The sequence below is a fragment of the Bartonella sp. AS69XJJH genome (assembly GCF_042195585.1).
In the GTDB taxonomy this organism is placed as follows: Bacteria; Pseudomonadota; Alphaproteobacteria; order Rhizobiales; family Rhizobiaceae; genus Bartonella.
In genome coordinates this window covers 1-23,070 of the sequence record NZ_JBHIOO010000020.1, presented here as the reverse complement: position 1 = coordinate 23,070, position 23,070 = coordinate 1, and the positions used below count along the sequence as shown (strand labels likewise).

At 42.1% G+C, this 23,070-nt stretch carries 26 protein-coding genes and 1 pseudogene; 4 read left to right on the top strand and 23 right to left on the bottom strand.

What is annotated here, in order from left to right; all coding sequences use genetic code 11:
* From ACFIK6_RS08015 to ACFIK6_RS07915, 21 genes and pseudogenes are all read right to left on the bottom strand, one after another.
* Positions 1-194 (bottom strand): DNA adenine methylase (locus ACFIK6_RS08015; RefSeq protein WP_375642480.1); only part of this gene is annotated, 194 nt, incomplete at its 3' end.
* Between the two features lie 73 nt (positions 195-267).
* On the bottom strand, positions 268-486 hold the full coding sequence (locus ACFIK6_RS08010; protein ID WP_375642481.1) for a hypothetical protein: 219 nt from the start codon (positions 484-486) through the stop codon (positions 268-270).
* Positions 479-685, bottom strand: coding sequence for a hypothetical protein (locus ACFIK6_RS08005; protein WP_375642482.1), 207 nt, complete (start codon positions 683-685; stop codon positions 479-481). Before ACFIK6_RS08005 ends, ACFIK6_RS08010 begins: the two co-directional genes overlap by 8 nt.
* A complete protein-coding gene (locus ACFIK6_RS08000) occupies positions 618-845 on the bottom strand; it encodes a hypothetical protein (protein WP_375642483.1) in 228 nt (75 codons plus the stop codon). Before ACFIK6_RS08000 ends, ACFIK6_RS08005 begins: the two co-directional genes overlap by 68 nt.
* Positions 842-1,507: a lysozyme gene (locus ACFIK6_RS07995; protein ID WP_273723914.1), complete on the bottom strand. Its 666-nt coding sequence runs from the start codon at positions 1,505-1,507 to the stop codon at positions 842-844. The genes ACFIK6_RS08000 and ACFIK6_RS07995 overlap by 4 nt, the downstream gene beginning before the upstream one ends.
* Positions 1,508-1,520: 13 nt before the next feature.
* Complete coding sequence (locus ACFIK6_RS07990; protein ID WP_375642484.1) at positions 1,521-3,224, bottom strand: hypothetical protein; 1,704 nt, start codon at positions 3,222-3,224, stop codon at positions 1,521-1,523.
* Positions 3,225-3,230: 6 nt separating this feature from the next.
* Positions 3,231-3,494: a hypothetical protein gene (locus tag ACFIK6_RS07985; protein ID WP_375642485.1), complete on the bottom strand. Its 264-nt coding sequence runs from the start codon at positions 3,492-3,494 to the stop codon at positions 3,231-3,233.
* A 9-nt stretch (positions 3,495-3,503) separates the two neighbouring features.
* Positions 3,504-4,481: a phage tail protein gene (locus ACFIK6_RS07980; RefSeq protein WP_375642486.1), complete on the bottom strand. Its 978-nt coding sequence runs from the start codon at positions 4,479-4,481 to the stop codon at positions 3,504-3,506.
* The gene (locus ACFIK6_RS07975; RefSeq protein WP_375642487.1) at positions 4,474-5,484 is read right to left on the bottom strand and encodes a transglycosylase SLT domain-containing protein; all 1,011 of its coding nucleotides are present in this window, start codon (positions 5,482-5,484) and stop codon (positions 4,474-4,476) included. Before ACFIK6_RS07975 ends, ACFIK6_RS07980 begins: the two co-directional genes overlap by 8 nt.
* Positions 5,484-7,697: pseudogene (locus ACFIK6_RS07970) on the bottom strand (hypothetical protein). The gene ACFIK6_RS07975 and the pseudogene ACFIK6_RS07970 overlap by 1 nt, the downstream one beginning before the upstream one ends.
* Positions 7,690-9,558: a hypothetical protein gene (locus tag ACFIK6_RS07965; protein ID WP_375677527.1), complete on the bottom strand. Its 1,869-nt coding sequence runs from the start codon at positions 9,556-9,558 to the stop codon at positions 7,690-7,692. Before ACFIK6_RS07965 ends, ACFIK6_RS07970 begins: the two are co-directional and overlap by 8 nt.
* Positions 9,558-10,613, bottom strand: a complete 1,056-nt coding sequence (locus ACFIK6_RS07960) for a tail fiber domain-containing protein (RefSeq protein WP_375642490.1) — start codon at positions 10,611-10,613, stop codon at positions 9,558-9,560. The genes ACFIK6_RS07965 and ACFIK6_RS07960 overlap by 1 nt, the downstream gene beginning before the upstream one ends.
* 1 nt (position 10,614) lies before the next feature.
* On the bottom strand, positions 10,615-10,998 hold the full coding sequence (locus ACFIK6_RS07955) for a hypothetical protein (protein ID WP_273723905.1): 384 nt from the start codon (positions 10,996-10,998) through the stop codon (positions 10,615-10,617).
* A 41-nt stretch (positions 10,999-11,039) separates the two neighbouring features.
* Positions 11,040-12,497, bottom strand: a complete 1,458-nt coding sequence (locus ACFIK6_RS07950) for a hypothetical protein (protein WP_375642491.1) — start codon at positions 12,495-12,497, stop codon at positions 11,040-11,042.
* Positions 12,497-13,195, bottom strand: a complete 699-nt coding sequence (locus tag ACFIK6_RS07945) for a hypothetical protein (RefSeq protein ID WP_375642492.1) — start codon at positions 13,193-13,195, stop codon at positions 12,497-12,499. The genes ACFIK6_RS07950 and ACFIK6_RS07945 overlap by 1 nt, the downstream gene beginning before the upstream one ends.
* 72 nt (positions 13,196-13,267) lie before the next feature.
* A complete protein-coding gene (locus ACFIK6_RS07940) occupies positions 13,268-13,717 on the bottom strand; it encodes a hypothetical protein (RefSeq protein WP_375642493.1) in 450 nt (149 codons plus the stop codon).
* Between the two features lie 19 nt (positions 13,718-13,736).
* Complete coding sequence (locus tag ACFIK6_RS07935; protein ID WP_375642494.1) at positions 13,737-14,879, bottom strand: N4-gp56 family major capsid protein; 1,143 nt, start codon at positions 14,877-14,879, stop codon at positions 13,737-13,739.
* Positions 14,880-14,977: 98 nt separating this feature from the next.
* A complete protein-coding gene (locus tag ACFIK6_RS07930) occupies positions 14,978-15,889 on the bottom strand; it encodes a hypothetical protein (RefSeq protein ID WP_375642495.1) in 912 nt (303 codons plus the stop codon).
* Between the two features lie 11 nt (positions 15,890-15,900).
* Positions 15,901-17,946 carry a portal protein gene (locus ACFIK6_RS07925; protein WP_375642496.1) on the bottom strand — a complete coding sequence of 682 codons (2,046 nt, stop codon included), beginning with the start codon at positions 17,944-17,946 and terminating at the stop codon, positions 15,901-15,903.
* On the bottom strand, positions 17,931-19,256 hold the full coding sequence (locus ACFIK6_RS07920; RefSeq protein WP_375677526.1) for a PBSX family phage terminase large subunit: 1,326 nt from the start codon (positions 19,254-19,256) through the stop codon (positions 17,931-17,933). The genes ACFIK6_RS07925 and ACFIK6_RS07920 overlap by 16 nt, the downstream gene beginning before the upstream one ends.
* Positions 19,237-19,551: a hypothetical protein gene (locus ACFIK6_RS07915; RefSeq protein ID WP_273724397.1), complete on the bottom strand. Its 315-nt coding sequence runs from the start codon at positions 19,549-19,551 to the stop codon at positions 19,237-19,239. The genes ACFIK6_RS07920 and ACFIK6_RS07915 overlap by 20 nt, the downstream gene beginning before the upstream one ends.
* 307 nt (positions 19,552-19,858) lie before the next feature.
* Here ACFIK6_RS07915 and ACFIK6_RS07910 point away from each other — a divergent pair, with 307 nt between their 5' ends.
* Both ACFIK6_RS07910 and ACFIK6_RS07905 read left to right on the top strand, forming a co-directional pair.
* The gene (locus ACFIK6_RS07910) at positions 19,859-20,317 is read left to right on the top strand and encodes a hypothetical protein (protein WP_273758873.1); all 459 of its coding nucleotides are present in this window, start codon (positions 19,859-19,861) and stop codon (positions 20,315-20,317) included.
* Positions 20,318-20,376: 59 nt separating this feature from the next.
* The gene (locus tag ACFIK6_RS07905) at positions 20,377-21,081 is read left to right on the top strand and encodes a hypothetical protein (RefSeq protein ID WP_273758872.1); all 705 of its coding nucleotides are present in this window, start codon (positions 20,377-20,379) and stop codon (positions 21,079-21,081) included.
* Positions 21,082-21,088: 7 nt separating this feature from the next.
* Here ACFIK6_RS07905 and ACFIK6_RS07900 read toward each other — a convergent pair whose 3' ends face one another.
* Together ACFIK6_RS07900 and ssb are read right to left on the bottom strand one after the other, a co-directional pair.
* The gene (locus ACFIK6_RS07900) at positions 21,089-21,583 is read right to left on the bottom strand and encodes a hypothetical protein (protein WP_375642498.1); all 495 of its coding nucleotides are present in this window, start codon (positions 21,581-21,583) and stop codon (positions 21,089-21,091) included.
* A 54-nt stretch (positions 21,584-21,637) separates the two neighbouring features.
* Positions 21,638-22,081 (bottom strand): single-stranded DNA-binding protein, encoded by a 444-nt coding sequence (ssb, locus tag ACFIK6_RS07895; RefSeq protein ID WP_375642499.1) that lies wholly within the window; start codon positions 22,079-22,081, stop codon positions 21,638-21,640.
* A gap of 188 nt (positions 22,082-22,269) precedes the next feature.
* Between ssb and ACFIK6_RS07890 the strand changes: the two genes are divergently transcribed.
* Positions 22,270-22,551 (top strand): type II toxin-antitoxin system RelE/ParE family toxin, encoded by a 282-nt coding sequence (locus tag ACFIK6_RS07890; protein ID WP_004856694.1) that lies wholly within the window; start codon positions 22,270-22,272, stop codon positions 22,549-22,551.
* 16 nt (positions 22,552-22,567) lie between these two features.
* Entirely contained in the window at positions 22,568-22,861 is a 294-nt protein-coding gene (locus ACFIK6_RS07885; RefSeq protein ID WP_375642500.1) for a HigA family addiction module antitoxin, read from the top strand.
* Positions 22,862-23,070 lie beyond the last annotated feature (209 nt).

The window sequence follows — 23,070 nt, the reverse complement described above, 5'->3', positions numbered from 1 at the left end:
ATCTCTCCATTCAAATCATTAATAACGGAATATTTTGCTGGTCTTTTATTGAGGAAAATAACACCAGAACCTAAAAACGGTTCAACATAGGTTCCATGATCAATGCTATTTAAAATCGGTATAATTTTCTTACGTAGATGATGTTTTCCCCCCATCCACGTAAACAATGTTTGTGTAAAACTTTCTTCTTTCATAAGCGAAGTCCATTCTCTCAAGCTTTTGCAAGCCTAATCATTTTTTCATATTTTAAGGATAGATTTAGTGAAACTAATTCTTTGAAAACCACTGCTTTAAATGTGCAATGACATTATCTAGCGCATCCATAAGACGGGCAAAATCGAGGATAAGTAAAAAAAGAAAAAATGCTATCCACTTCATGAGACGCGACATCATTTTCACACTTTGGTAGGTCAGTATCATTTCCTGAAGCATTTCTTTTTCTACTTCTGTAAGCTCTGTGTGTTTTGTCGTTTTTTTTCTAACCATGTTTCCACCCACACAAGCGTTGACCCTGCTTGTTATGCTTTAAGATCTCTCTTGCTAGGTTTGGGGTAATGACAATAAGATCTTGTTTTTCCAAATAAATAGGTAACCAACCAACACAAGAAGAAGCATATTTATTTGTTGCGCAACCAGTCAGAGAGAGCAGCACGCACATCAGCATCACTTTTTTTGTTAATTTCATTTTCTACCTCAAGCCGTGTTATTGCTACTTTTAAAGCTTTTTCTGTTTGCTTTTGTTGCTCTGCTTTTTTCCCAAGAGTAAAAGCTCTTGCTAAGGCTATAAAAAAAGCGGCTAAAGCCGCGCCTGTTATCATCAGATTTCTTTTCATCCATAAGATCATAGGCGGTGCTCCTGAAAGCGTTTAGCAACAAAGAAAATGCCCGTACATGCCGCTAAAATCATAACAGCGGCTAATGCCCATTGAATGGGTCCATTGCCCGCTAAAAATCCACCAAGACCTGAGAACGAACCAATAATGGGTGCCAATGCTTCTGCTTTAAGAAACCCTGTTGGTTGGTTCATTTCTACTGTTTGATAATTAGAAGAAACATAAGCCCCTTTCGCCCACAGCCCTGCCTCTGCTACACGCCGGTGTACAAGACCTTGTAAACGTTTGCCTCCCGCTTTAGTCCATTTTTGTAATTCGAAGGGAACGGCTTCATAATCCCCCCGATTAAGCCTTTTAAGCAATGTAGAGTTTTGGAAAGCTGCAATACCCACATTATAACAAAAGGAAACAAGAGCGCCAAACTGTTCATCGCTTAAATTCACACAAACTGCTTTTTCTACCGCTCTCTCATATTGCTGCAAATCTGCTAAAAGCATGGTTTCGGCTTTTTTTTCCGTAATCACCATACCCTCAACAACTGTTGGTTGACCGGCTTTTTTCGTATGACCATAACCAATCGTCCATATGCCAGAAGTATCTTGATAAGCCTGCAAGCGCAAACCTTCCCACTTTTTTAAACAGTATAAACAGTCTTTACTTATTTTCCGTGCCATTGTTCAATTCACCTTATAAATATACCTTTATGAGTACTGCTCCGTCACCGCCGTCGCCGCCAATTTTGTCGCCTCCGTGTTTCCCATCAAAATATCCGCCGCCGCCACCACCACATTCTTTACCACCTCTACCACCGTTACCACCTTTGTAACTCTCACCACCCTGCCCCATGATAGAACCCTTGCATTGACCACCACCTCCACCGCCGCCGCCAAGAAAAGAACTTCCACCGGTACCAGCTCTCTTGCCGTCACTTCCACTTCCTCCACCATTCCCACCAGAAAAAATAAAACTCTCCCCACTGCTGCCCCCTCTGTTTCCTCCTCCATCACCGCCTTTCCCTCCAAAGTTAACGAGAGCCATGGAGACGGAATATCCTCCTTCTGCTGTAACAAGACCTTTGATCATTGTTCTGCCACCATTGCACAAAATGTTACTGTCGTTGCCTTTACCACCACGACCAATGTAAGCTGTTTTTAATTTATCTAAATCAGAACCTTTCATTTTAACATGCACGCATTGACCGCCGCCGCCACCGCCATCCTTAACGCCACCACCTCCACCACCCCAAGCCCATACTTCGATATCGGTGTCAGAAGTAATACCAGCAGGCAGTGGAATATCTCCACTTTCCGTCATCAGAATTTCAACAGGTTTGCTTACCCCGCCACCATTGTTGCCACCGCCGCTGCTATGGCTACTATTTGCTTTGATTGAAGCCATCAGTTTGGCTGGTGAGATAAGGGCATCCACTGTTTTTGTGCCATCAATCCAGTCTTGTTTTGCAAGAGGTTGAATGAGATCAACTTTTTTCTGTACACTATCCGCTGTTTCTTGTGCGACACTTGCTACAGCTTGTGCCCTATCTCCTGTTTTTTGCGCAGCTTCAGCGGTATTTTTCGCATCTACAGCGTGAACTTTTGCATCCTTTGCTGTACTTAATGCAACATTGGCAATATCCTTTGCCTCACTGGCTGCATAAAGCCCTTGTTGTGCACTTTCCTGTGCGTGCTGTGCCACATCTTCAATTTTATCAATTTTTGCAACCTGTGCACGTTCTTGAGGGGTTAAAATAAGATGCGTGTTCCCCTCTTTCATATTCTCCATATCAAAGGCATTTTTTGCTATTTTATCTGGATCATAGATCAATCTTGACATACCAACAGACTTTGAGTCTACAAAATAACGAATGGTATTTTTGAGATCTACTGGAGATATGGGATAATAAGCACCTTCATCTCCCCTCCGCCATTTTTCCATCGTTGGCTGCGTAGGACTCAACCATCGTAGCTTTGATCTTTCCTCTGTGGTTAAGATCTTTTTGTTAGGACCCTCGTGCATATTTTCCATAGAAAATGCATTTGACCCCACATTGTCGGGGTCATATGTAGCAGCCTTCATATCGCCAATCCCTAAAGGCGATATTTTTACCCAGCCAGCGCCTGATAAAATAGCATTCTCATGCGCTTCACCACTTGCTTCAATATCGTTGATTGTGACCTTATCTTTGTAAGCAAGAGCTCCAATATCTCTCTTAGCAACAGCATCATCAGCCTTTTTCCCTTGAGCAGCAGTTGCAAAATATTCTACCTCATAAGCTGCTGCACTCCCCACTGAAACAGGTGCAAGAGCCTTACTATCTAAAACACCTTCTTTGACTTCTTCTTTTGTTGCTGGTTCAAGCTTAAATATATGCGTATGATAGGGTAATGGCATCGCGGTTCATTCCTTAGTAAGTCTGTTTTTGAGATTTTTGGGGATGAGAAACTGTAATTCATCAATAAGTTTTTGCATGGTCTCTATGCGTTGATCTGTCGCTTCTTGATACTCTGCCAAAGCGCTTAAAAGATCATGATGTATGTCGCTTTTGACGAGATCAAGCACCTTATTCAATGGTGCATGAACCATTCGATTGCTTGCATAAAAAAGGACGCGGATTTGCTCCGCGTCCGCAATATCATCAATAGCAGACGGATTATTGATCATCTGAAAACCTTAAGATTTTATGGCATAAACAACCGGTACATTAACAGGGCGTGTTTCTGCCTCGCCCGTTGAAGAAACCGTTACCTTATGCGTGTGCACTCCAGCAGGTTGTGTATCTTTTGTATAATATGAATTACCAAAAGCAGGATTTCTGCCACCTATTTGACCAACTCTTGTAATTATAGAATAATCATGCTTATGCGTATGTTGACCTGCCTCTTCAATGGTACAAGCATGTGTGTGCGATTTAAGGCAATCTTGCTGTATATCAGCAAATTTTCTATTTCTGTCTAAACCGCGACCATCATCAAAGCCGCGCAAAAACACTCCTCTAAAATCTGGAACTTTAAAGGTTGTATCGCTGTCTTTTCCCCATTTATCCCCTATCGCCTTGAATAATTGCGGATAATCCTTGCGTTCATAAGTAGCGCCATCACATAAAAGCCAACCGTTTGGCACTTCTTGCATAGCAAAGGTCGCAATAAACCCACAAGGAAAGGTTTCGACCTTTGGTGCTGGAATGGGGGTAGGGTTTAAAAGATACCAGCCCTCAAGACCTTTTGTTGATGCGCCATCATTATAGACTATTTCATAAATGCCACCCATTTGTAACTCACCACCTGTCAATGGTACTATCCCCGTGCTGGTGGCTTTATAGAGTGGCTTTGCTCCTATATTATTCATGTTTATTGTTGTCGTACCAATATTTATACCACGCGCCTTAAAGCGGATAATGATATCGTTTTTATATTTCGCTATTGGCGAAACCGTCGTTAACAGGATTGATGTAGTTTGTTCCTTTGCATTCACAATAAACTTTGAGTCAAGAGAACCACCATTATCGGCAAGATATTCACGTATACGCTGCATCATGACCCGCGCACTATCATTGACAGAACTAGGCGGCTGCCCTTCTGCCCAATTAATCATACTATCTGAATTGGCATTTTGATCAGCTGTGAGTGACCAGTCATAAATATCAGACATGATAAGCCCCCGTTCTTCTTAATAACTCTTCGCGCAATTGCTCTTCTTTTTGCCGCCCATAGGAACCAACAGATTGCCGCCTAGAGGGATCAATGAGAGCTGTTAAATCTGTCGGGCGCCCAGTCGATTGTGAGAATCCCGCCATGACGGGTTGCTGTAACATTTGTTGCTGTACCATCTGTGCCTGCTGTTTTTGTCTTTCTCCATTCTCTCTCATTAAATGAAGCAAGCCAGAAAAGCCCTTTTTAAGAGCACCTGCATCAATACCTTGTGCTTGCAATGGTGTGGTTTCCATAACCTGTCCTGTTAAATTATCTCCGCTTTCAGGTGCCATCATTCTGTTTGGGAATGGCGTATCATATGCCATTAATTGGTTGCCCCCTTGATCACCTTGCCCCTCTTGATTACCTTGCCCCTCTTGATTACCTTGAAGTGTCTTTTGAAGCCTCTCAAACCCACGCAAAGGACCCACCTCGTTTGGTGCTGCTTGTCCATTGCTTTGGTTTTGCTGTATCGTTCTCTTCAAAGCATCTCCCGTTTTATTGTAAAGCCCATAAATATGATTCATAAAATCCCCTGCTGTAGCTTCCATGTTGCCACCGTTGAGTGTGACTGCTTGGCTCCCTAAAAGCTGACTTGCTGGAATATGTGGATTTTTGATAAGCTTTACTGCCCCTGCTGGTCCTTGTTGGTGTGCAAGATAAAGCTCTGCCTCTGATGGCTCTCTGCCTAATGCTGTAGCTAAATAACGCGTATTATCCTTCGTTAACCGTGCCATAGCATCGGTTGCTTGAAAGGGATCAAACTTGTTATTGAGTTGATAGTGCTTTGCTGTTGAATCTAAAAATTGATACAGCCCTCCCGCACTACTGTTCTTATTTTTTGCATTTGGATTACCATTACTTTCTATCATAGCAACACGTTCAAGAAAGCTTTCTGGTAAACCATATTTTTGTGCTGCCTGTGAGATAGCACGCTTCACATTGGGATGAAAATTGATCATTAGTTTATAACCGTTCTATCAACGCTGCTATTCAAAATAATGCCAACAAAATTAATGAATTTCGTATAATTTTCTCGTGTTATTAAGCGTTTCTTTTCTGCTTCATGAAACTTCTTAATTAATTCAACAGCTTTTTCCCTTGCTAACCCAAAATCTCCTTTTTCCCGCGCTGTTATAAGCGCTGCAATATCTCTCTCAGTATCTTTATGGACGCTTGAGAATTTGCGTCCAAATTCTCTTGCGAAATTTTTTACAACTGCCTTGATGAAAGCAATCTTTCCTATACCCATAGTCTGTTGTGCCCCCCTCTCTTCCACTTCACCCATATGGTTTGGCAATCGTGCAAAAAGCTTTGTTCTTTCCACTTCTGGTCGCAACACTTTCATAAGTTGCTTGGCTTTATCCTCACCAAAAATACGCTGTAATTTTTCTTGACCATTTTACGTGTCAAACAAACTCAAAAGATTGTGGTCAAAATTCTGTGCATTGCCTGCCGCATCCTCTAGTTGCGACCGTACACCTTTTTGAAACGCATCTTTTTCCATTAACCCAAAATCTGAAAGTTGACTGTTGATTGTATCGAGATTAACGCTCTTCTTCAGCGCTTGCTCTCCCTGCTCGAGGGCATCACCAATAGTACGCTCGTCATAATAAATTTTCCGTGCTTTAGCATAATCTGGAGATGACGTATCTAAAACGTCCAGAATGCGTTGTTTGAACAGAGTCAAATCTCGCGCATATCCTTGTTTTCCTTTGATACGAGCAGAATTAATTTGATCATCCAAAACCTCTTTCATCTTATGTAAAATTCGCATATTCAGCTTTGGATATCCATTGCTCCCTCTAACTGTTGCATCCGCTTCATTTGGCATTCGCGCAATTGCTTTTTTATAGGCTTTTTGGAACGCGGGGTTTTCTTGCAACCGCGATAAATCTTCACGAGCAGCATTAGAAATAGGAGAAGCTTTCGCCCTCTCATAAAATGGTTCAGCCTTTTTCTGTGCTTGTTTGATAATCTCTTGCTTTAAATTAAGCGTATCTACTTTTGGACCCATCACATCTGTCAACGCATCCTTTACCCGCAGTGCACTCGCATCTTGTCTTTCATTCAAACGATTACTTATGAGCGAATATGTATCATGGTCTTTTTTTGCTGCCTCAAAAGCTCTTGTAGCAAGCCCATCGTGAAGATCAATAATCATTGAATCAGGACCACGCTGTTTTAATGCCCTTTCAAGCTTATCAACACCTTCATCCCCTAAAGCTTGGCTTACATCCCTAAGCGCTCTATCGCTTACCTGAAATGCTTCTTTTTCTGGCATTAGCGCTGCTTTTGCTGCCATTTCAGCTGGGCTTATAGGTCCTCTCAATGCTGCTTTAAGTGATTTTGTCACAAAAGGCGTCACTTTTGATACACCACTGGCCACAAATGGTGTTGCAACGCCTAACCCTGCACCAAACCCAGCAGACACTAGAGTATCTGCAAGCCCTTCCCCCTCACCACTACCTGCTATTCCGCCATAAATGGCTCCAGTTTTTGCTGCACGCCCCAAGCTAAATTTTGCCGCCTCTTTGCTTGCTACTGCTTTCATTGCTGCTTCACCTGCAGCTTTTGCCGCTGCCCGTTCCGCACCCTCTGCTAAAGCAGATTGCACCGCCCTTTCTCCTGCTGCTAAAGCTTTACTGGTTATTTGTGCTCCTGCAACACCAGCTCTACCTCCCAGCACAACATCAGCCCCAATTGCCGCACGAGCGGCAGCAGTCGCCCCTGCCGCGGGTGGAAAGAGGGCAGAAGCAATTACGGGTGCCGCAGCACCCGCTAAATTCCCAGCAAGAGATAGATAAAACTGATCTCGGTTCGCCGCTCTTTGATAGTCACGCCATCGCTTTGTTACTTCATTATATTTTTTAACTGTTTCTTCATCTCCCATCCAATAATTAATAGGTCCCAGAGGTCCCGAAGCGAATACTCCAGCTATTTCATCATCATACCCCATGGTTAAGCCGTGAAGAGCACCCCATCCAAAAGCACCCGCTGCACTTGGATGTGGACCATCTTCTTCTGTTGCACCACTATTTCCTGTAACAGAACCTCTTAGCTTTTCCTTATTCTTCGCGAAAAGTTCTTGAAGCTGTTCTGGTGTATAGTCACTTATATGCCCAATGACTCTTGTGTTTTTACGATTAATAAGAGGAGGAATTACTTCAGCCATTGGTTTGTTTCTCCTTAATGCGCCCGTCACTATCAACGAACAGCATGCCTTCCGGCAATGCTTCTATCTGTTTTTCTAGTGGATCATTTGACTGTGCATGATTTCCCTTATTCCCTTTATAAGCATCTTCCCCATAGGCGGCTCGAACGAGCTCGCTTGTTGCTTCTGCACCACCAAAAAGAATTGCGCGCGTTGCTGCATTGGATTTATTGAAAGTGTCAATAACTGTTTTTAACGACTTCTTCATTTGCTCTGCAGAAAGATCTTGATACAGCGCCGCTACAGAGTTTTGCAATGCTTGCAATTCCATATTAGACAAGTTCCCAAAGCCAGATGCGCCATTTGGTGAAAATGCTTTTGCTTTTCTCAAGGCATCAAGTCCGATACTTGCCTTCAATGAATCAAGCATATGCCCGAAATCTTTTGCCTTAGAATTAGGAAGGAACGACATTATAGGACCAGTGAAACCAACAACATGCGGATGTTCCTCAACAATCTTTAGCAATTCTTTAGATGCTGAGAGTATACGATTTGACCTGTCTGCTGTTTCCAGAATTCGCATTTGCGTTTGTTGGTTTTTACGTTCCTCCTCCTTCTGTTCTTGAATTAATTTATGTTCTGAACCACTGCCTGCAATTGGCACCGCACGTATGCCACCAAGTGCATTTTCATCCTTAACATACATATAACCTGATTCAGGCTTTGACAGCATGCCATCGGTATTCCCCCCTAATCCAGAAGCAGTGGAACGCTGTCCTCCTTGGACAGGTATAATTTTCCCTGTGCTTGTTGAGACTTGGAAAACCATATCCTCAGGCAATCCCTGCTCTGCCTTTTCTTCCGCTGTCAATGTCCTATAGCCTTCTTGCGGGCTTAACGTGTTGCCTATAACTTTCATGGCAAGATCTGGATATTGTGTGAGTGCTTGCGCATCTTCATCACTATATCCTTTAGAGCGTAAAAATTGCAAAGTTTGTCTATGTTGTGCGCGTTCCTTGTTGCCCTGTCGCATAAGGATAGATGCATTTGAAAAACTTTCTTGTGGTGTCTTTCCTAATGCAAGCCCCGCAAAAAAATCCATTAAATGCTCGGAAAATTCTGATTTTCTAAAACGCTCCCATAAGCTACTTGGATTTTCTCCTGTCTGAACAAAGTGATCAAGTGACTTGATATAATCTGTTTTTTGTTCAAGATCACCACTTTCTTTTAAATGCTCCTCTTCTGGTAAGTGTGCATTCAAATGTTTTTCTTCTCCTATGGGTGCCTCAAAAAGCTTTTCCTCATTATTTCCAGAATCGTTTTTCAAAGAGTTTTCCGCTATAGATTTCTCATTAAGTTGAGCAATATAATCCATCACATTTTTTTGCTGTCGCCCAGCTTCATCCTCACTAGACTGATCAATGTTCCCAACAAGTGGAGATTGAGGGATCATTGATGCAACACCTCCCTGCTCTGAGAAGTCATGCTTTTGTTGCTCTGGCGCCTCTTGTATCTTAACAGTATCCTTTGAAACATCCGGCAATGGGGGCATTTGGCGCTTTAAATCATCCGTAGACATAATCAATTCTGCTGGCGTTTTTTTCCCAACTTCTCCTCCTCCTGTTTGAGAACCGCGAATAAGCTCTGCAGGACTCAATTTTTGTGGAGTATTATCCCCATTATTCGCATCAAAAGGGTTTGTGCTAAAAGCAGCGCGTTCTAAAAAACTTGGCTTGTATCGTCCTTCCAACGGCGTGCTTGGAGGCGTCGAAAGCTGTTTGAACAAATGCCCTGGCAATTGAGGCATGACCTGATACATCAAGGGACGCAAAAATTTTGGATCAAACAACTTTAAAAGAGAATTTGTGTTTTCTTGTTCCATCACTGCACCCTTTCCATCTCAAAGCCAAGCTTGCTATAATCCACATGCAAAAAACCTGTCGCCTTATGCAAGAAAACAGCTTCAGGCTTTGACTTCAAAACATCCTGCGCCATCACCCCGCGATAGCGCTCTGGGTGCCCCTTGTAATTATACTCATAGAGTTTGTGTCCATCTCGCTGCCCCACTTGCACGATATTTTCTTTCGCTCTGATGTCGCTAAGCCCAGCAAAAGTACCAAGGATAGTTCCAACATTTCCAACAATCTCCCATGGATTAGGTTTTGGCTGTGGAGTCAATGTTGTCCTTTGTCCTGTTTGCGTTCCATAATTTCCAGCAACAGCCCCACCAGCTGTAAGCAACTTACTTAACTGGTCCCAATCAAGATTGTTCTGCTGTTCCCATTTTTGCCGCTCTTCATCTAATTGCCGTTGATGATTGGCATCAAGCACACTCCCTCCCGTCAACGCATTGAGATTTGCCTGACCTTGACCTTGAAAGAAGTTATTGGCACCCGCCAACTGATTTTGGTTTGCTTGGTCAATGAGACCATTGGCATTCATCATGTTGTTGACATCTTGGTTATATTGCTGTGATAGAGCTTGTGTTGCTATGCCCCCCAATTCATCAGCCAAAACCCCAGTATGTGCACCCGAACCATAACGCCCCGCCCCAGAAAGTGAACTGTTAATCGTGTCTGTTGCTTTATTTAATGTGTTTTGAAGCGCTTCATCAAAGTAAGGGTTATTGCCTATTTGTTGCCCTGAAGCCATATTTTTTAAGTTTTGGCTTGTTGAATTTTGCCCTGTGGCTAATCCATTTAAAGTGTTGTTATCATAGTTATGCGTATTATTGCTAAGCCCATTAATCGCATTCTTTGTTTGATCACTTAAACCCGCAACACGCTGCCCGTCATAAACGGCTTTTCCGCTGCCTTGGTTATAAAAAGTCATGGCATCTTGAGCTGCGTGTTCAAAAATACCTTTTGCCCATTCAGGGGGTGCATTTGTTTGCGTCGTATTTTGGGTATTCTGGATTGGTTTAGAACTTTTTCCCATGTTAAAGCTGCTTTCTATATTCTAAAAGGTTAACGAGATATCCATGTGATTTAAGAGATTTTTCCCACCCTCGCCTGCCTATGATGACAAGCTCTTTTGCCCCTTTTTCCTTGTAATAGGCTTCAATCTGAGTGATAAGCTTCGTTAAGGGTGCTCCTCCCTTTCCACCAAGGGTGACAATAACCGCCCTTAATGCTCCAGTGACGAGTTCTTGTAACTGTGTTGTGACATGCGCCATAAAATTTTCATGCGCATCAACGATAATCCAAAGAACTTTTTCTCCCTTCAAAATATCGTTTAAAATAGTCTCTGTATTATAATCATCAGGGAATTTTTGATTAAAATAAGCTATCGATTTTATGACATTGTCAAAATAGGGCGCCATTTGTTCAGCGCTCCATTTTTCTGTATTATAGATCTTAAAACTCATCTTATGCCCGCGGGTTTCAGCGTCACATCAAAGCCTGTTATATGCGTCCATGGCGTGCCTTCTGGTATTCTCAGACGCAAAGCGTGATAACGTGCCCGTGAGCGGATATTATACATCCCAATATTATAGCCGGCATAACGCTCTTTAGCCCAATTTAATTGGTTCTTGTTATCAATGATAAAAGCCGCCCCAACACTTAAAAAACCTTTTGTTGTATCCGCTTGAACAAAAGCCTCACTCATCAGGTTGATTTGCCTGCCCGTATCCCCCACAATTTGTGAAGCAATAACTGCTTCCATCGGAGGACCTGCAAAAAAACCAAATGTGTTGTCTGGCGTAAAGGCTCCTAAAACAGGCGCACCATTTTGCCACATTTTACTATCAAGAGAAGCTGGTAAATCTTTCAAGCTCTCTTGTACTTCGTCTAAGCCTTCTAATGTATAACCGGCTGCAAAAAGGGGAAATAAGAGAAGGTTTTGCCCCTTAATGACACTCCATATTTGTAAGAGCCAATCATAAACATAAATATGCATCCCTTCGGTGTTATCATTGATAGAAAAATAAACACGAGAATAGACCGGATCAATACATGCCCTCATCTCATCAATGGCAAAGTTATTGTAAAGTGTGAAGATAGTTTTATCGACTTTTCCAAAGCCAATAGGAAGCATTTCACCAGCACTGTTGATTTGATAAAAACCATCATCAGATGCAAAGAAAGTACAGTCTCCACGGCTTGCAATTGCCATACTGCTTTTAGCCCCTATTTTGTCTTTTATTTTTGCAAAACTGAAGATAATTTTAGAGCCTGGTACAAAAGTTGCGTGATAAATAGCGGAGCGCATAAAAATAAGTGGATTTGTTGATTCCGTAGACCCTTGAACATATTCACCATCAGGAAAATCTTGATAATCACAACTTTTCTCCCCAACCGTCCAATGTGTTGCATCATTGAGACCTGACCACTGAACACGGTTTGGCTTATCTGTTAGTTGCATCAAGCAAACAAAATCACCCCACACACGCACAAGTCCAGCACGCGGCGGATTACCACTCAAATCACAAAATTTTTCATCTGTTTTCAACGAAAGCATTTGTGGTGGGTCATTGCTATTAACAGCAATGATATGATCACCAAAGGAGGCAAAAGACCAAAGCGCGGTCTCATTGGCGTGATATTGTGTGTGAGGCTTGCTAATGTCTTTCCAGCCGCGCGTGCTGTTGTCATATTCATAAAGCTTTGTTGGTGCACCCACAATGATGCGCACACCACCCAATGAGCGCACAGCATAGACCCCCAAAATCACATCCGGAAAAGGATTTGAGACCGGCGCCACAATGGGAAACGGAATATACGAATTTGGTGCAGGTAAAACGTTCACGATCTCACTGGAATAACCACTATTAATAAATGCAACATCTGGTCTATACTCAGCAATAGGGATAAAGGTCATCAGAAATCCGTGTGTTGAATTTTTAACAAATTCTTGCGCCGTGATGTTTCAATTTGAAGCGCATCGAGTTGCTCTTGAAACATGGCAAAAGCAGCCGCTGCCATCTGCGGTTCTTTAATAATATTGGTATAAATTTCATATTTTGCACGCGTTTTGATCAGTTCATAGGCTTCACGAAACCATATGGACGATTCTTGTGCACTCTCAATATCTTTTATTCTCACAGGATCAAGAATAAGCCTGATAGAATAAACGCGCTCTGGTGTTGGATACAAGACAAGCTTTTGTTCAAAATAAGCATAGCGTGTAGGCATGCCATGGTTACAATCATCCTCAAGATTCTCAATAACAAGCGGATCTACCTGCAAAAGCTTTGCTTTGCTGTGATTATCTTCATAAATATAAGCATCAACAATGCGAACAGCCCCTGTTATAGAGGGATGTGCCTCTGCGCCATAACGGCTTTTGCCCTTTAGAGTGGTAAAAACAACTTCGCGGCTTTCATTGAAATAAAAAGGCAATCGTTCACAAAAGCGAATAGCCGAAAATATCGCCCTTTGTACTTGATCAACATACTCATCTGTTTGATCATCTATTTCATCCTGAATATCACTTAACATCTGGATAAAATTTTTATCCCAAGGAGCAATGGTCTGTTTGTCTCCAATCGGACCACCTGTCTGTACTATTATTGTCATATCACCCTCTTCCAAATGTCTTGGGGCATCTTGTGTGGAAGGGGGACGCAAGCAATAAACGCCCCCTTGCCTTTAACGATTGGTGTAAAACTCAACAATCACCTCAGCATCACCTTTGGTGCTTTTCTTGTCTCGTGTCATGTAAATCGCATTTTCAGCTTCTAATGGAACATCTCGTTCCTCCATAGGGAGGTACAGATTGCCATCGGTAGATTGCCGAAGCCATACACCTCCATAATCATTACCATGAGGCTCTTTTCCAAATGTAGCTTTTACATCTTCAAAATCCTCCATAGTATAAGCTGTAATGCTTTTGATAAAAGCCCCTCGGGGTAGAACGCCAATTTTTGTTATCAACCCTTGGTCTGTATATTTAACACGCGCTCGTAAATAACTAACCTGCTGCGTAGAGTTGTTACGTCCCTGCAAAACAGGTGGCAATCCCTCATCTGTCATCTCAACAGTCTCAACAGTTTCAACTGTTTCAACAGGTTCCTGTGTAATTAGCGATTTTTCTGCCATAATTGTCATCCTTTAATAATTAGCTTGCTTCGGCAAAAGAAGGGATAACAATCGTGCCAAAGTCTTGTCCCCCTTGATCAGAATGCGGCAAGGTGTAGCGTGACTTTTTCATGCCGATAATGGTTTTAGCTGCAACCCCAAATTCACGTTGATAATCAAACAATTCTTCAACAAGTTTATAGCGTGTTCCCCCTTTCCCATCACCTCCTGTTGCTCCATTGCCAACGCGCCCATAAGCCATGATAACACTTTGCGCACCAAGCAACACAGCACGGCGAACAGATGTTACAGGCTCTTGTGTCTTTGAATTGATACCATTGGGGACATGTTCAGCTTCACGCAAAATGACACCGTTATACATCCCCAAAGAACCATTAAAAATTGGGTTCTTAGCTCCAGAGCCATCATAAGCTGCCTTGGTAATGTCTAACCATTGCCCGCTCTTTGTATTGGTACGCAATTGAGTTACCTGTGTTGGGTGGAGATACATCACATATGCCGATTTTCCATCAACACGAACCGGACGCAAACGTGGATTAGCAAGTTTTGCGCGTTCAACAGCCCGATCTATAAGATCTAATGTAAAAACATCGTCTTTTGTAAGTTCTTCATCAGTCTTTTTCTTATTGGCACGAATAATACGCAATTTGCTTGGCTCTAATGGAGCATTAAAACCATAATGTACGGGTTTAATGGTTATGGTGCGTCCTTCGAAGTGAATCCATGGTGCTGTATAGCCTGCTGCCTGAATGAAGAACATCAAACTTAAGCGATCTGCATACCAATCAACAAGCCCATCCTTTGCTTCTGTTCGTAAATTAAATAAAACACGTTGTTGATCAATGGTGCCTTCATATTTTACGCGTACAGCATGAGAAAGCTCGTTAATACGCACCGTTTCATTCATAAATTGGAGTGCTTCTTCATTGCCTTCCAGCGTTTGTCCTTCGCTAACGCCATCCCCCATAAGTTGGACTCTTAATCCGCTCGTCACAGAGTCACCAGCGGATTTTCCTAGCATATCCAATACTTGAATAATGCTGTTTTTTCCTTTTCCCATCAGCGGTGCAATGGGCAACGCTTTTGAAGTTTCTGTGTTTAGCATCTTAGCCCAAACGCCAACGGCTAATGGGTCATTAAGATTTACCTGTGTTACTGCCATTTCAATCAATGCCTTTCTTGGTTTTTAAAACTCGCCTTGCGGCTCCCCCAAACGATAACAATCACTTGGTTCTCTCTGTTGCGTTACCACGCACATCTTCATGCTCTGCTCATAATTTGTTCAAATTTTTCGGGATTTTTCTCAACCCATACAGCAAATTCGGCTTCTGGCATGGAAAAGAGCGTTCTCACATCCATACCGCCTGTTGGAACTTGTCCGCCGCGCGCTGTAAGTGTCCGCGCTGCTTGAGAGCGCTCTTGAAGGGCTTCCACTTCGTCCTTAACTGGCGCTCCACTATAGCCAAAAGCTTTTGCTTTTTGCACCAGCACCTCAATTGGATTTATACCGGCTTTCTGACACTGCTGGCATATTTGGCGCAATTCAGCACCAATTTGCTGTTGCCGTGCTACAGGGTCTTTCCATTGCGGATAAAGGCTTGCTTGCGCTTGTAAGACACTGTCTGCTCTTTCATAGAGATAGTCCGTGATACTGTCTAAATCTGGATATTTATCTTGTACTTGCGCTTTGGCTTCCTCGAAATAATCCCCCAACTTTTGGCGTTCATATTCCTCTTGACTCATGCGCTCTTGGCTCTCTCTCATATGAGAAAACTCATCAAGCAATTTCTGTTGTTCCTGTACCTTATGACTAAGCCATGCAACATGTGCTTTTGGGTCGTCTTCTAGGGAGGGAACATTTTCATCACGGCGGCGCGTGATTTCTTCTTGCATTGCGGCATATTTTTGCGCAAGTTCAATAGCCAATTCACGCGCTTCAATGGCGCTTTGTTCTGCCTTTTGGCGTGCTTGCCGCTCTTGCTCTAGTTTATCAGATTCTATTGCATCAGAATTTGGCTGCTCCTGAAGCGGTTCTACAGCTGGTTGTTCAGAACTTTCCTCTGCATCCAAAACTTCCTCAACTTGTTCAGGCTCGACCAACTCAACAGCATTATCACTGGCAAAATGTTCATCATAGATTGCTTGTTCTTCAGGCGTAAACTCTTCTTCCATATTCTGTTCCTTCAATGTGCTATTATATTTTTTGTCAAAACTCGATAGTGTTCCAACTGTGCCTGTAGGGCTTTACGTTCTAAATCACGCTGCGCTATCTCATTTTTTGCCTGTTGCAACTCAAGCTGCATCCGCGCTTGTTCTTGCTTCAAGAAAAGTTCGATATTTTTCTGCTGCAATGCCGCTTGTTTCTGCTGTGCATCAAGTTGATAGAGTGTGCTCTTTGCTTGTGCTTCTTGCTGTAAAACAGCAATCTTTGCTTGTTGCTCTGGAGTTAATTGCGCCCCTTGGCTTTGTTGCATCATCTGCTGTTGCTGTTGTGCTTGCTGCGCCTTTGCCGTTAAACTTGCGACCAATGTTGCTGGTAGTGGGGAAAGCTTAAGAAGATCTGGAATCATCTCCGGTGTTAAGAATCCACCAAGCAACGGCAACATCTGCGTAATTGCTGCAAAAGTTTTTTCTTTTTCATTGGGGCTTGTCGGTGAATCATCAACAATAATGTCATACTCAAGCGTCGTAACAGCTTCACGCGTTAACGGCACATATTGGGCATTCTCTTGTCCAGAAATACGTACCAGACGCCCATCAGAGAGATAATTCTGAATGAGATAAAGGATAATCTTTCCCTGCCTACACCGATAAAGCTTGAGATTATCAAACAGCCCCGCAAGCAAATTAAGCGTTGATTGCCGGCGTGTATTTTCCAGCACATTGGCTTGGTTGACCTCCCGTGTTCCGATAAACTCAGCCGATAACCCTGTTACATGCGTTATCGCTTCACGCGATTCATTAAACAGCTGGAAAAATCCATTGGGAAATTGTGCACTTGGCTTTGGTTGAATTTTCCCTCCTGTAAGCGCGCCATTTTTAACCCAAGTAATCGTATCCGTTCGCGCCCAGCTTTCTAACGCTTGGCGATCATCATCGAAAGCGCCTCGTTCTGCCATCAAACCGCCCTTAGACTGGCTATTAAGGATATACATCACTTGGCTAAAATATTTATTCGACCATTTTTGTGGGTCTTTTGCGGGGCGAACAATCCCGTAAAACTGGTTTTTAAGCTTATCCAGCGTGCCCGTGATACACTCCCAACCTAGCTGCTCATCAGGTGCTAATGGCTTATCGGGCTTTGCTAAAAGGCGCCGTCCCAGAAAAGCGCGTCTCACCACTTTTTTATTAAAACGCGCACCTTGTAACTGTGGCATGACCCTTTGAAGCTGTTCAAACTCCTGTTTGCTATAGTTGCGCATCTGACCGGTTTGAAGATCAGTCGCCTTGTAAGTGGTCTCATATTCAAACCAACGGCATTCAACCAGCGTAACATAGCGTTTCCCAGAACACTGCTCTGAGAGAGAAGTCGCATTGGAGTCATCATGATACGCATCAAGCGACACATGAGAATCCTCAGAAGCGGTTGTGCTATCGATAGCCCAATCGGCGTTAAGATCTTCAACAGCCACATCAGGAAAAAAACTTTTCGCATCCTCAACGGATTTGCGATCAACATACCACATACGCTGTGCGTCAATGAGATTTGGTCTTACAGCATTGGCATCCCAAACCATTTTTAAGGGGTCTAAACGTTGAACAGCGGGGGTTCCTTCAGGATCTGTTTCATAATCAAGCCGTGTATCTGTCCAGCCCATACCGCAAATAACCATATCCTGAAAAGCATCGGAATCGGCATATTCCGCCTCCGCCTCATCACGAAACCATTCTGCTGCTCCAGTAAGCAATTCATTGGGTATTGCTGCTCCTACTTGCCGTGGTTGAAACTGTACTTCGCGCTTATTATTACGCTCCGCCCCAACAATAGCATTTACAAGCGGTGCAATACGATTAAAGGTCATAACAGGACGGCGTTGTGTTTTCAAAACCGCAAGATCTTCTTCCGCCCATTGACGACCATTATAAAAATCAAAATCTTCACGCGCCTGTTCACGCCATTCATTGACATGCTCAATATCTTCTGCATACCAAGATTTTAGGCGCCTATAGAGTTCATATTCATCGAATTCTGTCGTTTTTTGAAAGTCTTGATCTAGAATGCCATCCATGATGCCGCTTCTCTTTCTATAGCGCGATAACGTTCTTGTTGCGGTTTAATACGTGGTGCTTCATAGACAATGCACATCAGTCCAAAGGCATCCGCCCCATGGCTCGACCAATCATGCTCTGCACCCAAACCAATGCCGCGCTTCTCATCCCATTTCTCGTGATACCAATTCAGTGCTTTGCGCCCTGCTACCGTCATCTCTTCATTGAACCAAACAGAAGGCAAAATACGCCGCACCGCCTCTATACGCATCTTAACCGCCCCTGCCCCTTGATTAGGGATCACTTGCGTTTCAAACCCCGCATCATTTAAAGCACTCTCAAAACTCACATTGTGCACACGGTCTCTCGTCGCACCATCATGGGGCAAAACCATCAACGCCTTCTCACAACCATTTTGACGCAACCAACCGATATGCTCCGATAAAGGCTGCCCCTGTGCTTCGTAATAATTAAGCACTCTGATCTCTCTACCAACAAATTGCGCTATCCATATCGCTGTTGCATCTGCCTTAGCACCCGTGCCCCCAATGTCCCAAAAAGCACGTATTTGCATCAAGGGGTCGCGCGCAACACGCCCTATCCGCCCCTCTTGCTCGGCTGCCAACATTTCCCTCTGATAGTAAGCACCTTGAACCGCTGTAAGATAAGCCCCTTCCCAGATATGCTTATAAGTCTCGGGGCGGGATCTCAAATCATCAAGCCGCGCTTCATTCAAGATCTTGGGAAACTTCGGATTGTCTGACCAGTTGATCTCAACACGCTTAATTGCCTCATTGTCTGAAAAGCGAAACCGCTTCTCAACGGGGGCATTCTCTCGCAATGGGTTCCATGTCACCCATAACTCTGCTCTCCACCCCTCTCCCTCTTCACGTAAAGTCGGTATAAGCGTTTGCCAAGCCGTCTCTGTAACGGGCTCTGCCTCATCAACCCAACAAAGCAAAATACGCCCCATAGACTTGATACTTGCAATATTGCGGTCAAGACCAGAAAACTGAAAGGCTATACGACCATCTATCGACTTAATCGAAGATTCCCCAACCTTGTAATATTCCTTTAAAAAGTCATGCGCTTCAATGGCGCGTTTAATCTCCTCCAATGAACTTTCTGCCAAAGAATTCTGAAACTGTCGTGCACAAAGGATAGTGCCTGATATTCCTTCCCTACCAAATTGATAGCCTTTTAAAGCAGCCATCAAGGCAAATGATCTTGTCTTCCCAGATCCTCTCCCTCCCCAAGCAGCACGCACCAAAGCGTCCCCTGCAAAAATAGGAATGAGTTTTGGAACAATATTAATCTGTCGTGTTGTCATGAACTAAAGGCGCGATTTCCACACGCGTTATCATCTTAATCGCCCCGCCATCTTCCCCTGTCACTTGAAGAGGCAAAATCTTCCCCAACAATGCCAAATAAGCAGCGGGGCATTTGATTGCCTGTTTTTCGAGATAAGAGACCAAACCATCATCACCATATTTCTTACCAGCGCGCTCTGCTGCCTTAAGCACTGCTTCTTTCAAAATACGTGTCGTTTTATTTGGCACGCCTTTTACCCGCCCTTGACCTGCCTTTGGGGGCGTTCTTTTTGCAAGTTTTTCAGTGGTTTTCATGTGTGTTTCTTTTTGTAAACAAGACAATAAAAAAACCCCGCAAAAGCAGGGCTCTGAACAATCAGATAAACTTATAAGAAAGGTTATACCTTTACCGTAATTCTAGACGCAATTCGACTAGTACAGCAACGCCATAAAACACTATTTTTCATATCCTGTCAACAAAAAAATCACAATATTGTGTATTTTTTATTTTTTCACCTAAATCTAGTGTCTTTAACAACCAACCACTCACAATTGTATCCTCTAAACGAATCAATTATACGGGAACACAAAGTTATTGATTAGCAAAAAGCGGGGGAGAACAATGCGTGATATTGTCATAGTAATAGTGGGTATACTCATCCTATGGGCTATAGTCTCTGACATGCGGGAAGAAGCAGAGAATGGTCGGAATACAGAATTTCAAGGTACTCTTTTATTAGTCATAGTACTCGGGGTGCTTTGGTATCTTGAATTTTCAAGAAACTCTTTATTAGTGGTAGCAATTTTGTTGTTTGCTTGGAGAAATTACCTAGGAATAATAGCAAATTTGGAACATGATCGCTTAGTCGAATACTCTCAGATGGCGTTTGATTATGAGAATGAAAAAATTAATAAAGCGATTATACAACGAAACGAAGCAGTTAAGGAAAACAGTAGGATGGTCGATAGACACTACAAAGCGATTAAGGAACAAGAGAAAATAATTGAGGAATTATACGAAAAGCTTTGGCAACAACAGAAACAGATAATGATAATGGAAAAACAGAATGAATCTGGTTGAGAAAAAAATCAATTAAAAATTCAATACTATGATTAATAATTAATAAAAAGGGGGAGAAAATGTGGTTTATTATAGGAATTGTAATCCTTATCTTAATAATCCCAATATTAATTGATATTATTATATTAGTAATTTACGGCATTGGATTATTTCTAGGAGGCATACTTGAAACTCTAAAAGAGTTCTTAAATTTAGTAGGAAAAATACTATTAACAATAATACTGCCAACGTTAGAAACTATCGATTATGCTTTTACAAAGGATAAAAGCAAATGGAACGAAATAATTGAGAAACGAGAAAGATTTAGAGAACATAAAGCGATTAAGAAAAAAAACGGAGAAAAAACGATAAATTATTACTTTCGTTTTGCTAAACGCAGCTTATTTTTATTCTTACGCCTTATGGCACTCTCCTATTTCACAGCAGTGGTTACCTTTATAATTATGTTTTCTACAGGGTACATCATTGCTACGTTTTTCCCCCGCTCTTTTGCCCCTTATTTGTTAGGGACAATTATTTTAATGCTTACTCTTCCCCTTACAGTCTGTATGGCACCAATCCAATATAGAATACAAGCGCTACCTGTTTCATTTTTACTACAAACAATGCTTCTCTGGATTCAGTTTCGCGAAAACCTCTCTATGGGTATTGTATTCTATATCGCATTCTTTGAGCTATTCGTATATATATTATTTAGCTTTTCTCACGCAGTATTTATAGCCGAAATATCAGAAGAGCAATCAACTGCCTTTGAAACATTATAACAAACATTTACCATTTAGTTTTTCTGTCAAAATATTTATGAAGCGCGTTAAGAGCGACCCGCAATGAATTCACAAGATGTGGTAACATTTGGTCTTCTACAACAATATATTGTATTGCTGCATAAAGATTATACTGTCTATAGAGATGTTGTGTTTCTTTTATCGCCTCTTGCATATTAGAAAACTGTTCTGTTGCAAATTCAACCCATTTTTCTCTTGCTTTGTCATCAGAAGATGATGGTATTTCATCATAAACAGCGCTTGGTAAACCTTTTGCACACAAATAGTCATTTTTTACTTCAAGATATTTTTGCGCTGCATCATACTGGTCTTGAGTAAGCACGCCTTGCAAACACAGCCGCCCCACATAAGTACCAGCAAGCGGATTTTTAGCCTCTTCAATAGTCAAACCAAAGCGTTTAGCACGCATTTCAATTGCCAATTGATTAACAGGATCTTGACGTACTTTCACTTCTGAAATGTAAGCATCTTTCTTTTTCATACATCCCCTAATCTGTGAACATTCACGTTTTTTGTTTTTGTCGTATTTTTTCAATCAAAATGGCATGCTGTCATTAAGAGATGCACTATGATCAGCAGCCCCTGAAGCGATAGCATAACTTTGAGAAGTAATGGGTGAAGGGGCGGATTGCTCTTTTTTTGCATCAAGCAAATACAACTCGCCTTTGAATTGCGGTAAAACAATCTCTGTTGTGTAACGGTCATGCCCATTTTTATCTTGCCATTTGCGTGTTTGTAATTTGCCTTCTATGTAAACCTTTGAACCTTTGTTGAGATACTGAAGAGCAATTTTTGCCAAATGTGGATTAAAAATCACCACGGAATGCCATTCTGTTTTCTCTACTTTTTGATGGGTATTTTTATCTGTGTAGCTCTCAGAAGTCGCTATACTAAAATTGACTATTTCTGCTCCAGAATTCATTGTTTTGCTTTCGGGATCAGCACCTAAACGCCCTATTAACATCACTTTATTTAGCATGTTTTTTCTTACCTTAAATTTATATTTTAATACATAGAAAATCTTAGCATGATTTGCTTATTTTTTCAATTATTTCAAAATGATATTATTGTTTTTTAACATATAAAATTATGTTTTAAGGCGCTCTTTGATAAATATCAATTGACATAAATGCATGGTGTATAGTAGCAAGTATCAAGAGGGTATATATGGCAATCGTTAGTTTTAAGCATAAAGGGTTGAAATTATTCTTTGAAAGAGGAGTTTGCAAAGGCATACAACCCGCGCATGCTAAAAAATTAGCAAACATTTTAGTAATTTTAGATACAATATCCGCGCCTGAACAAGTTACTCTTAAATCGTATCGTCTACATGCGCTTACAGGCGATTTAAAAGGTTACTGGTCAATGCGTGTCAATGCAAATTGGCGTGTTACCTTTCGTTTTATTGGGACAGACGTTGAACTGGTTGATTATCAAGATTACCATTGAGTTTTGAGGTGTTATTATGATGTACAATCCTCCACACCCTGGCGGCATTTTGAAAGAAGAATTGCTTGATGAATTAGGGTTAACAGTAACAGAAGCTGCAAATCGTCTTGGCGTTGCACGTTTAACTTTATCCCGCGTCTTAAACTGTCATGCAGCGATTAGCATTAACTTAGCTTTACGGTTAGAAAAAGCGGGTTTAAATGATGCGGAATTCTGGCTTAAATTGCAACAAAAGCATGATTTGTGGCAAGCTCGGCATAACAGCCCAATCCCACATATTTTACCTTTAGAGCAAGTAGGGCATTTTTAGAAATACTTAGCCCATCTTTCTTCACACCTAGAGGTCATGTTCTTAAAAATCAAGCAACTTCTGATAGTTTTTTTACACCTTTATTGATCTCATCTATAAGAGGTTCGTAATTGAGAACGCTTTTCGGAATAGCACCCCCATAAACCCAAGCTTTCACCTGCGCTTTGGTACTAAAATCCGCATTTTCTGGTGTGGTATAATACTGTCCG

Coding starts and splice junctions, on each gene's coding strand:
- ACFIK6_RS07915 (WP_273724397.1), bottom strand. CDS start 19,551: ATGAAAACCACTGAAAAACTTGCAAAAAGAACGCCCCCAAAGGCAGGT.
- ACFIK6_RS07900 (WP_375642498.1), bottom strand. CDS start 21,583: ATGAAAAAGAAAGATGCTTACATTTCAGAAGTGAAAGTACGTCAAGAT.
- ACFIK6_RS07920 (WP_375677526.1), bottom strand. CDS start 19,256: ATGACAACACGACAGATTAATATTGTTCCAAAACTCATTCCTATTTTT.
- ACFIK6_RS07925 (WP_375642496.1), bottom strand. CDS start 17,946: ATGGATGGCATTCTAGATCAAGACTTTCAAAAAACGACAGAATTCGAT.
- ssb (WP_375642499.1), bottom strand. CDS start 22,081: ATGCTAAATAAAGTGATGTTAATAGGGCGTTTAGGTGCTGATCCCGAA.
- ACFIK6_RS07980 (WP_375642486.1), bottom strand. CDS start 4,481: ATGTCTGATATTTATGACTGGTCACTCACAGCTGATCAAAATGCCAAT.
- ACFIK6_RS08000 (WP_375642483.1), bottom strand. CDS start 845: ATGATCTTATGGATGAAAAGAAATCTGATGATAACAGGCGCGGCTTTA.
- ACFIK6_RS07885 (WP_375642500.1), top strand. CDS start 22,568: ATGATGTACAATCCTCCACACCCTGGCGGCATTTTGAAAGAAGAATTG.
- ACFIK6_RS07945 (WP_375642492.1), bottom strand. CDS start 13,195: ATGACAATAATAGTACAGACAGGTGGTCCGATTGGAGACAAACAGACC.
- ACFIK6_RS07985 (WP_375642485.1), bottom strand. CDS start 3,494: ATGATCAATAATCCGTCTGCTATTGATGATATTGCGGACGCGGAGCAA.
- ACFIK6_RS07935 (WP_375642494.1), bottom strand. CDS start 14,879: ATGGCAGTAACACAGGTAAATCTTAATGACCCATTAGCCGTTGGCGTT.
- ACFIK6_RS07905 (WP_273758872.1), top strand. CDS start 20,377: ATGTGGTTTATTATAGGAATTGTAATCCTTATCTTAATAATCCCAATA.
- ACFIK6_RS07965 (WP_375677527.1), bottom strand. CDS start 9,558: ATGGAACAAGAAAACACAAATTCTCTTTTAAAGTTGTTTGATCCAAAA.
- ACFIK6_RS07930 (WP_375642495.1), bottom strand. CDS start 15,889: ATGGAAGAAGAGTTTACGCCTGAAGAACAAGCAATCTATGATGAACAT.
- ACFIK6_RS07975 (WP_375642487.1), bottom strand. CDS start 5,484: ATGATCAATTTTCATCCCAATGTGAAGCGTGCTATCTCACAGGCAGCA.
- ACFIK6_RS07890 (WP_004856694.1), top strand. CDS start 22,270: ATGGCAATCGTTAGTTTTAAGCATAAAGGGTTGAAATTATTCTTTGAA.
- ACFIK6_RS08010 (WP_375642481.1), bottom strand. CDS start 486: ATGGTTAGAAAAAAAACGACAAAACACACAGAGCTTACAGAAGTAGAA.
- ACFIK6_RS07950 (WP_375642491.1), bottom strand. CDS start 12,497: ATGACCTTTATCCCTATTGCTGAGTATAGACCAGATGTTGCATTTATT.
- ACFIK6_RS07940 (WP_375642493.1), bottom strand. CDS start 13,717: ATGGCAGAAAAATCGCTAATTACACAGGAACCTGTTGAAACAGTTGAA.
- ACFIK6_RS08005 (WP_375642482.1), bottom strand. CDS start 685: ATGAAATTAACAAAAAAAGTGATGCTGATGTGCGTGCTGCTCTCTCTG.
- ACFIK6_RS07955 (WP_273723905.1), bottom strand. CDS start 10,998: ATGGCGCCCTATTTTGACAATGTCATAAAATCGATAGCTTATTTTAAT.
- ACFIK6_RS07995 (WP_273723914.1), bottom strand. CDS start 1,507: ATGGCACGGAAAATAAGTAAAGACTGTTTATACTGTTTAAAAAAGTGG.
- ACFIK6_RS07990 (WP_375642484.1), bottom strand. CDS start 3,224: ATGCCATTACCCTATCATACGCATATATTTAAGCTTGAACCAGCAACA.
- ACFIK6_RS07960 (WP_375642490.1), bottom strand. CDS start 10,613: ATGGGAAAAAGTTCTAAACCAATCCAGAATACCCAAAATACGACGCAA.
- ACFIK6_RS07910 (WP_273758873.1), top strand. CDS start 19,859: ATGCGTGATATTGTCATAGTAATAGTGGGTATACTCATCCTATGGGCT.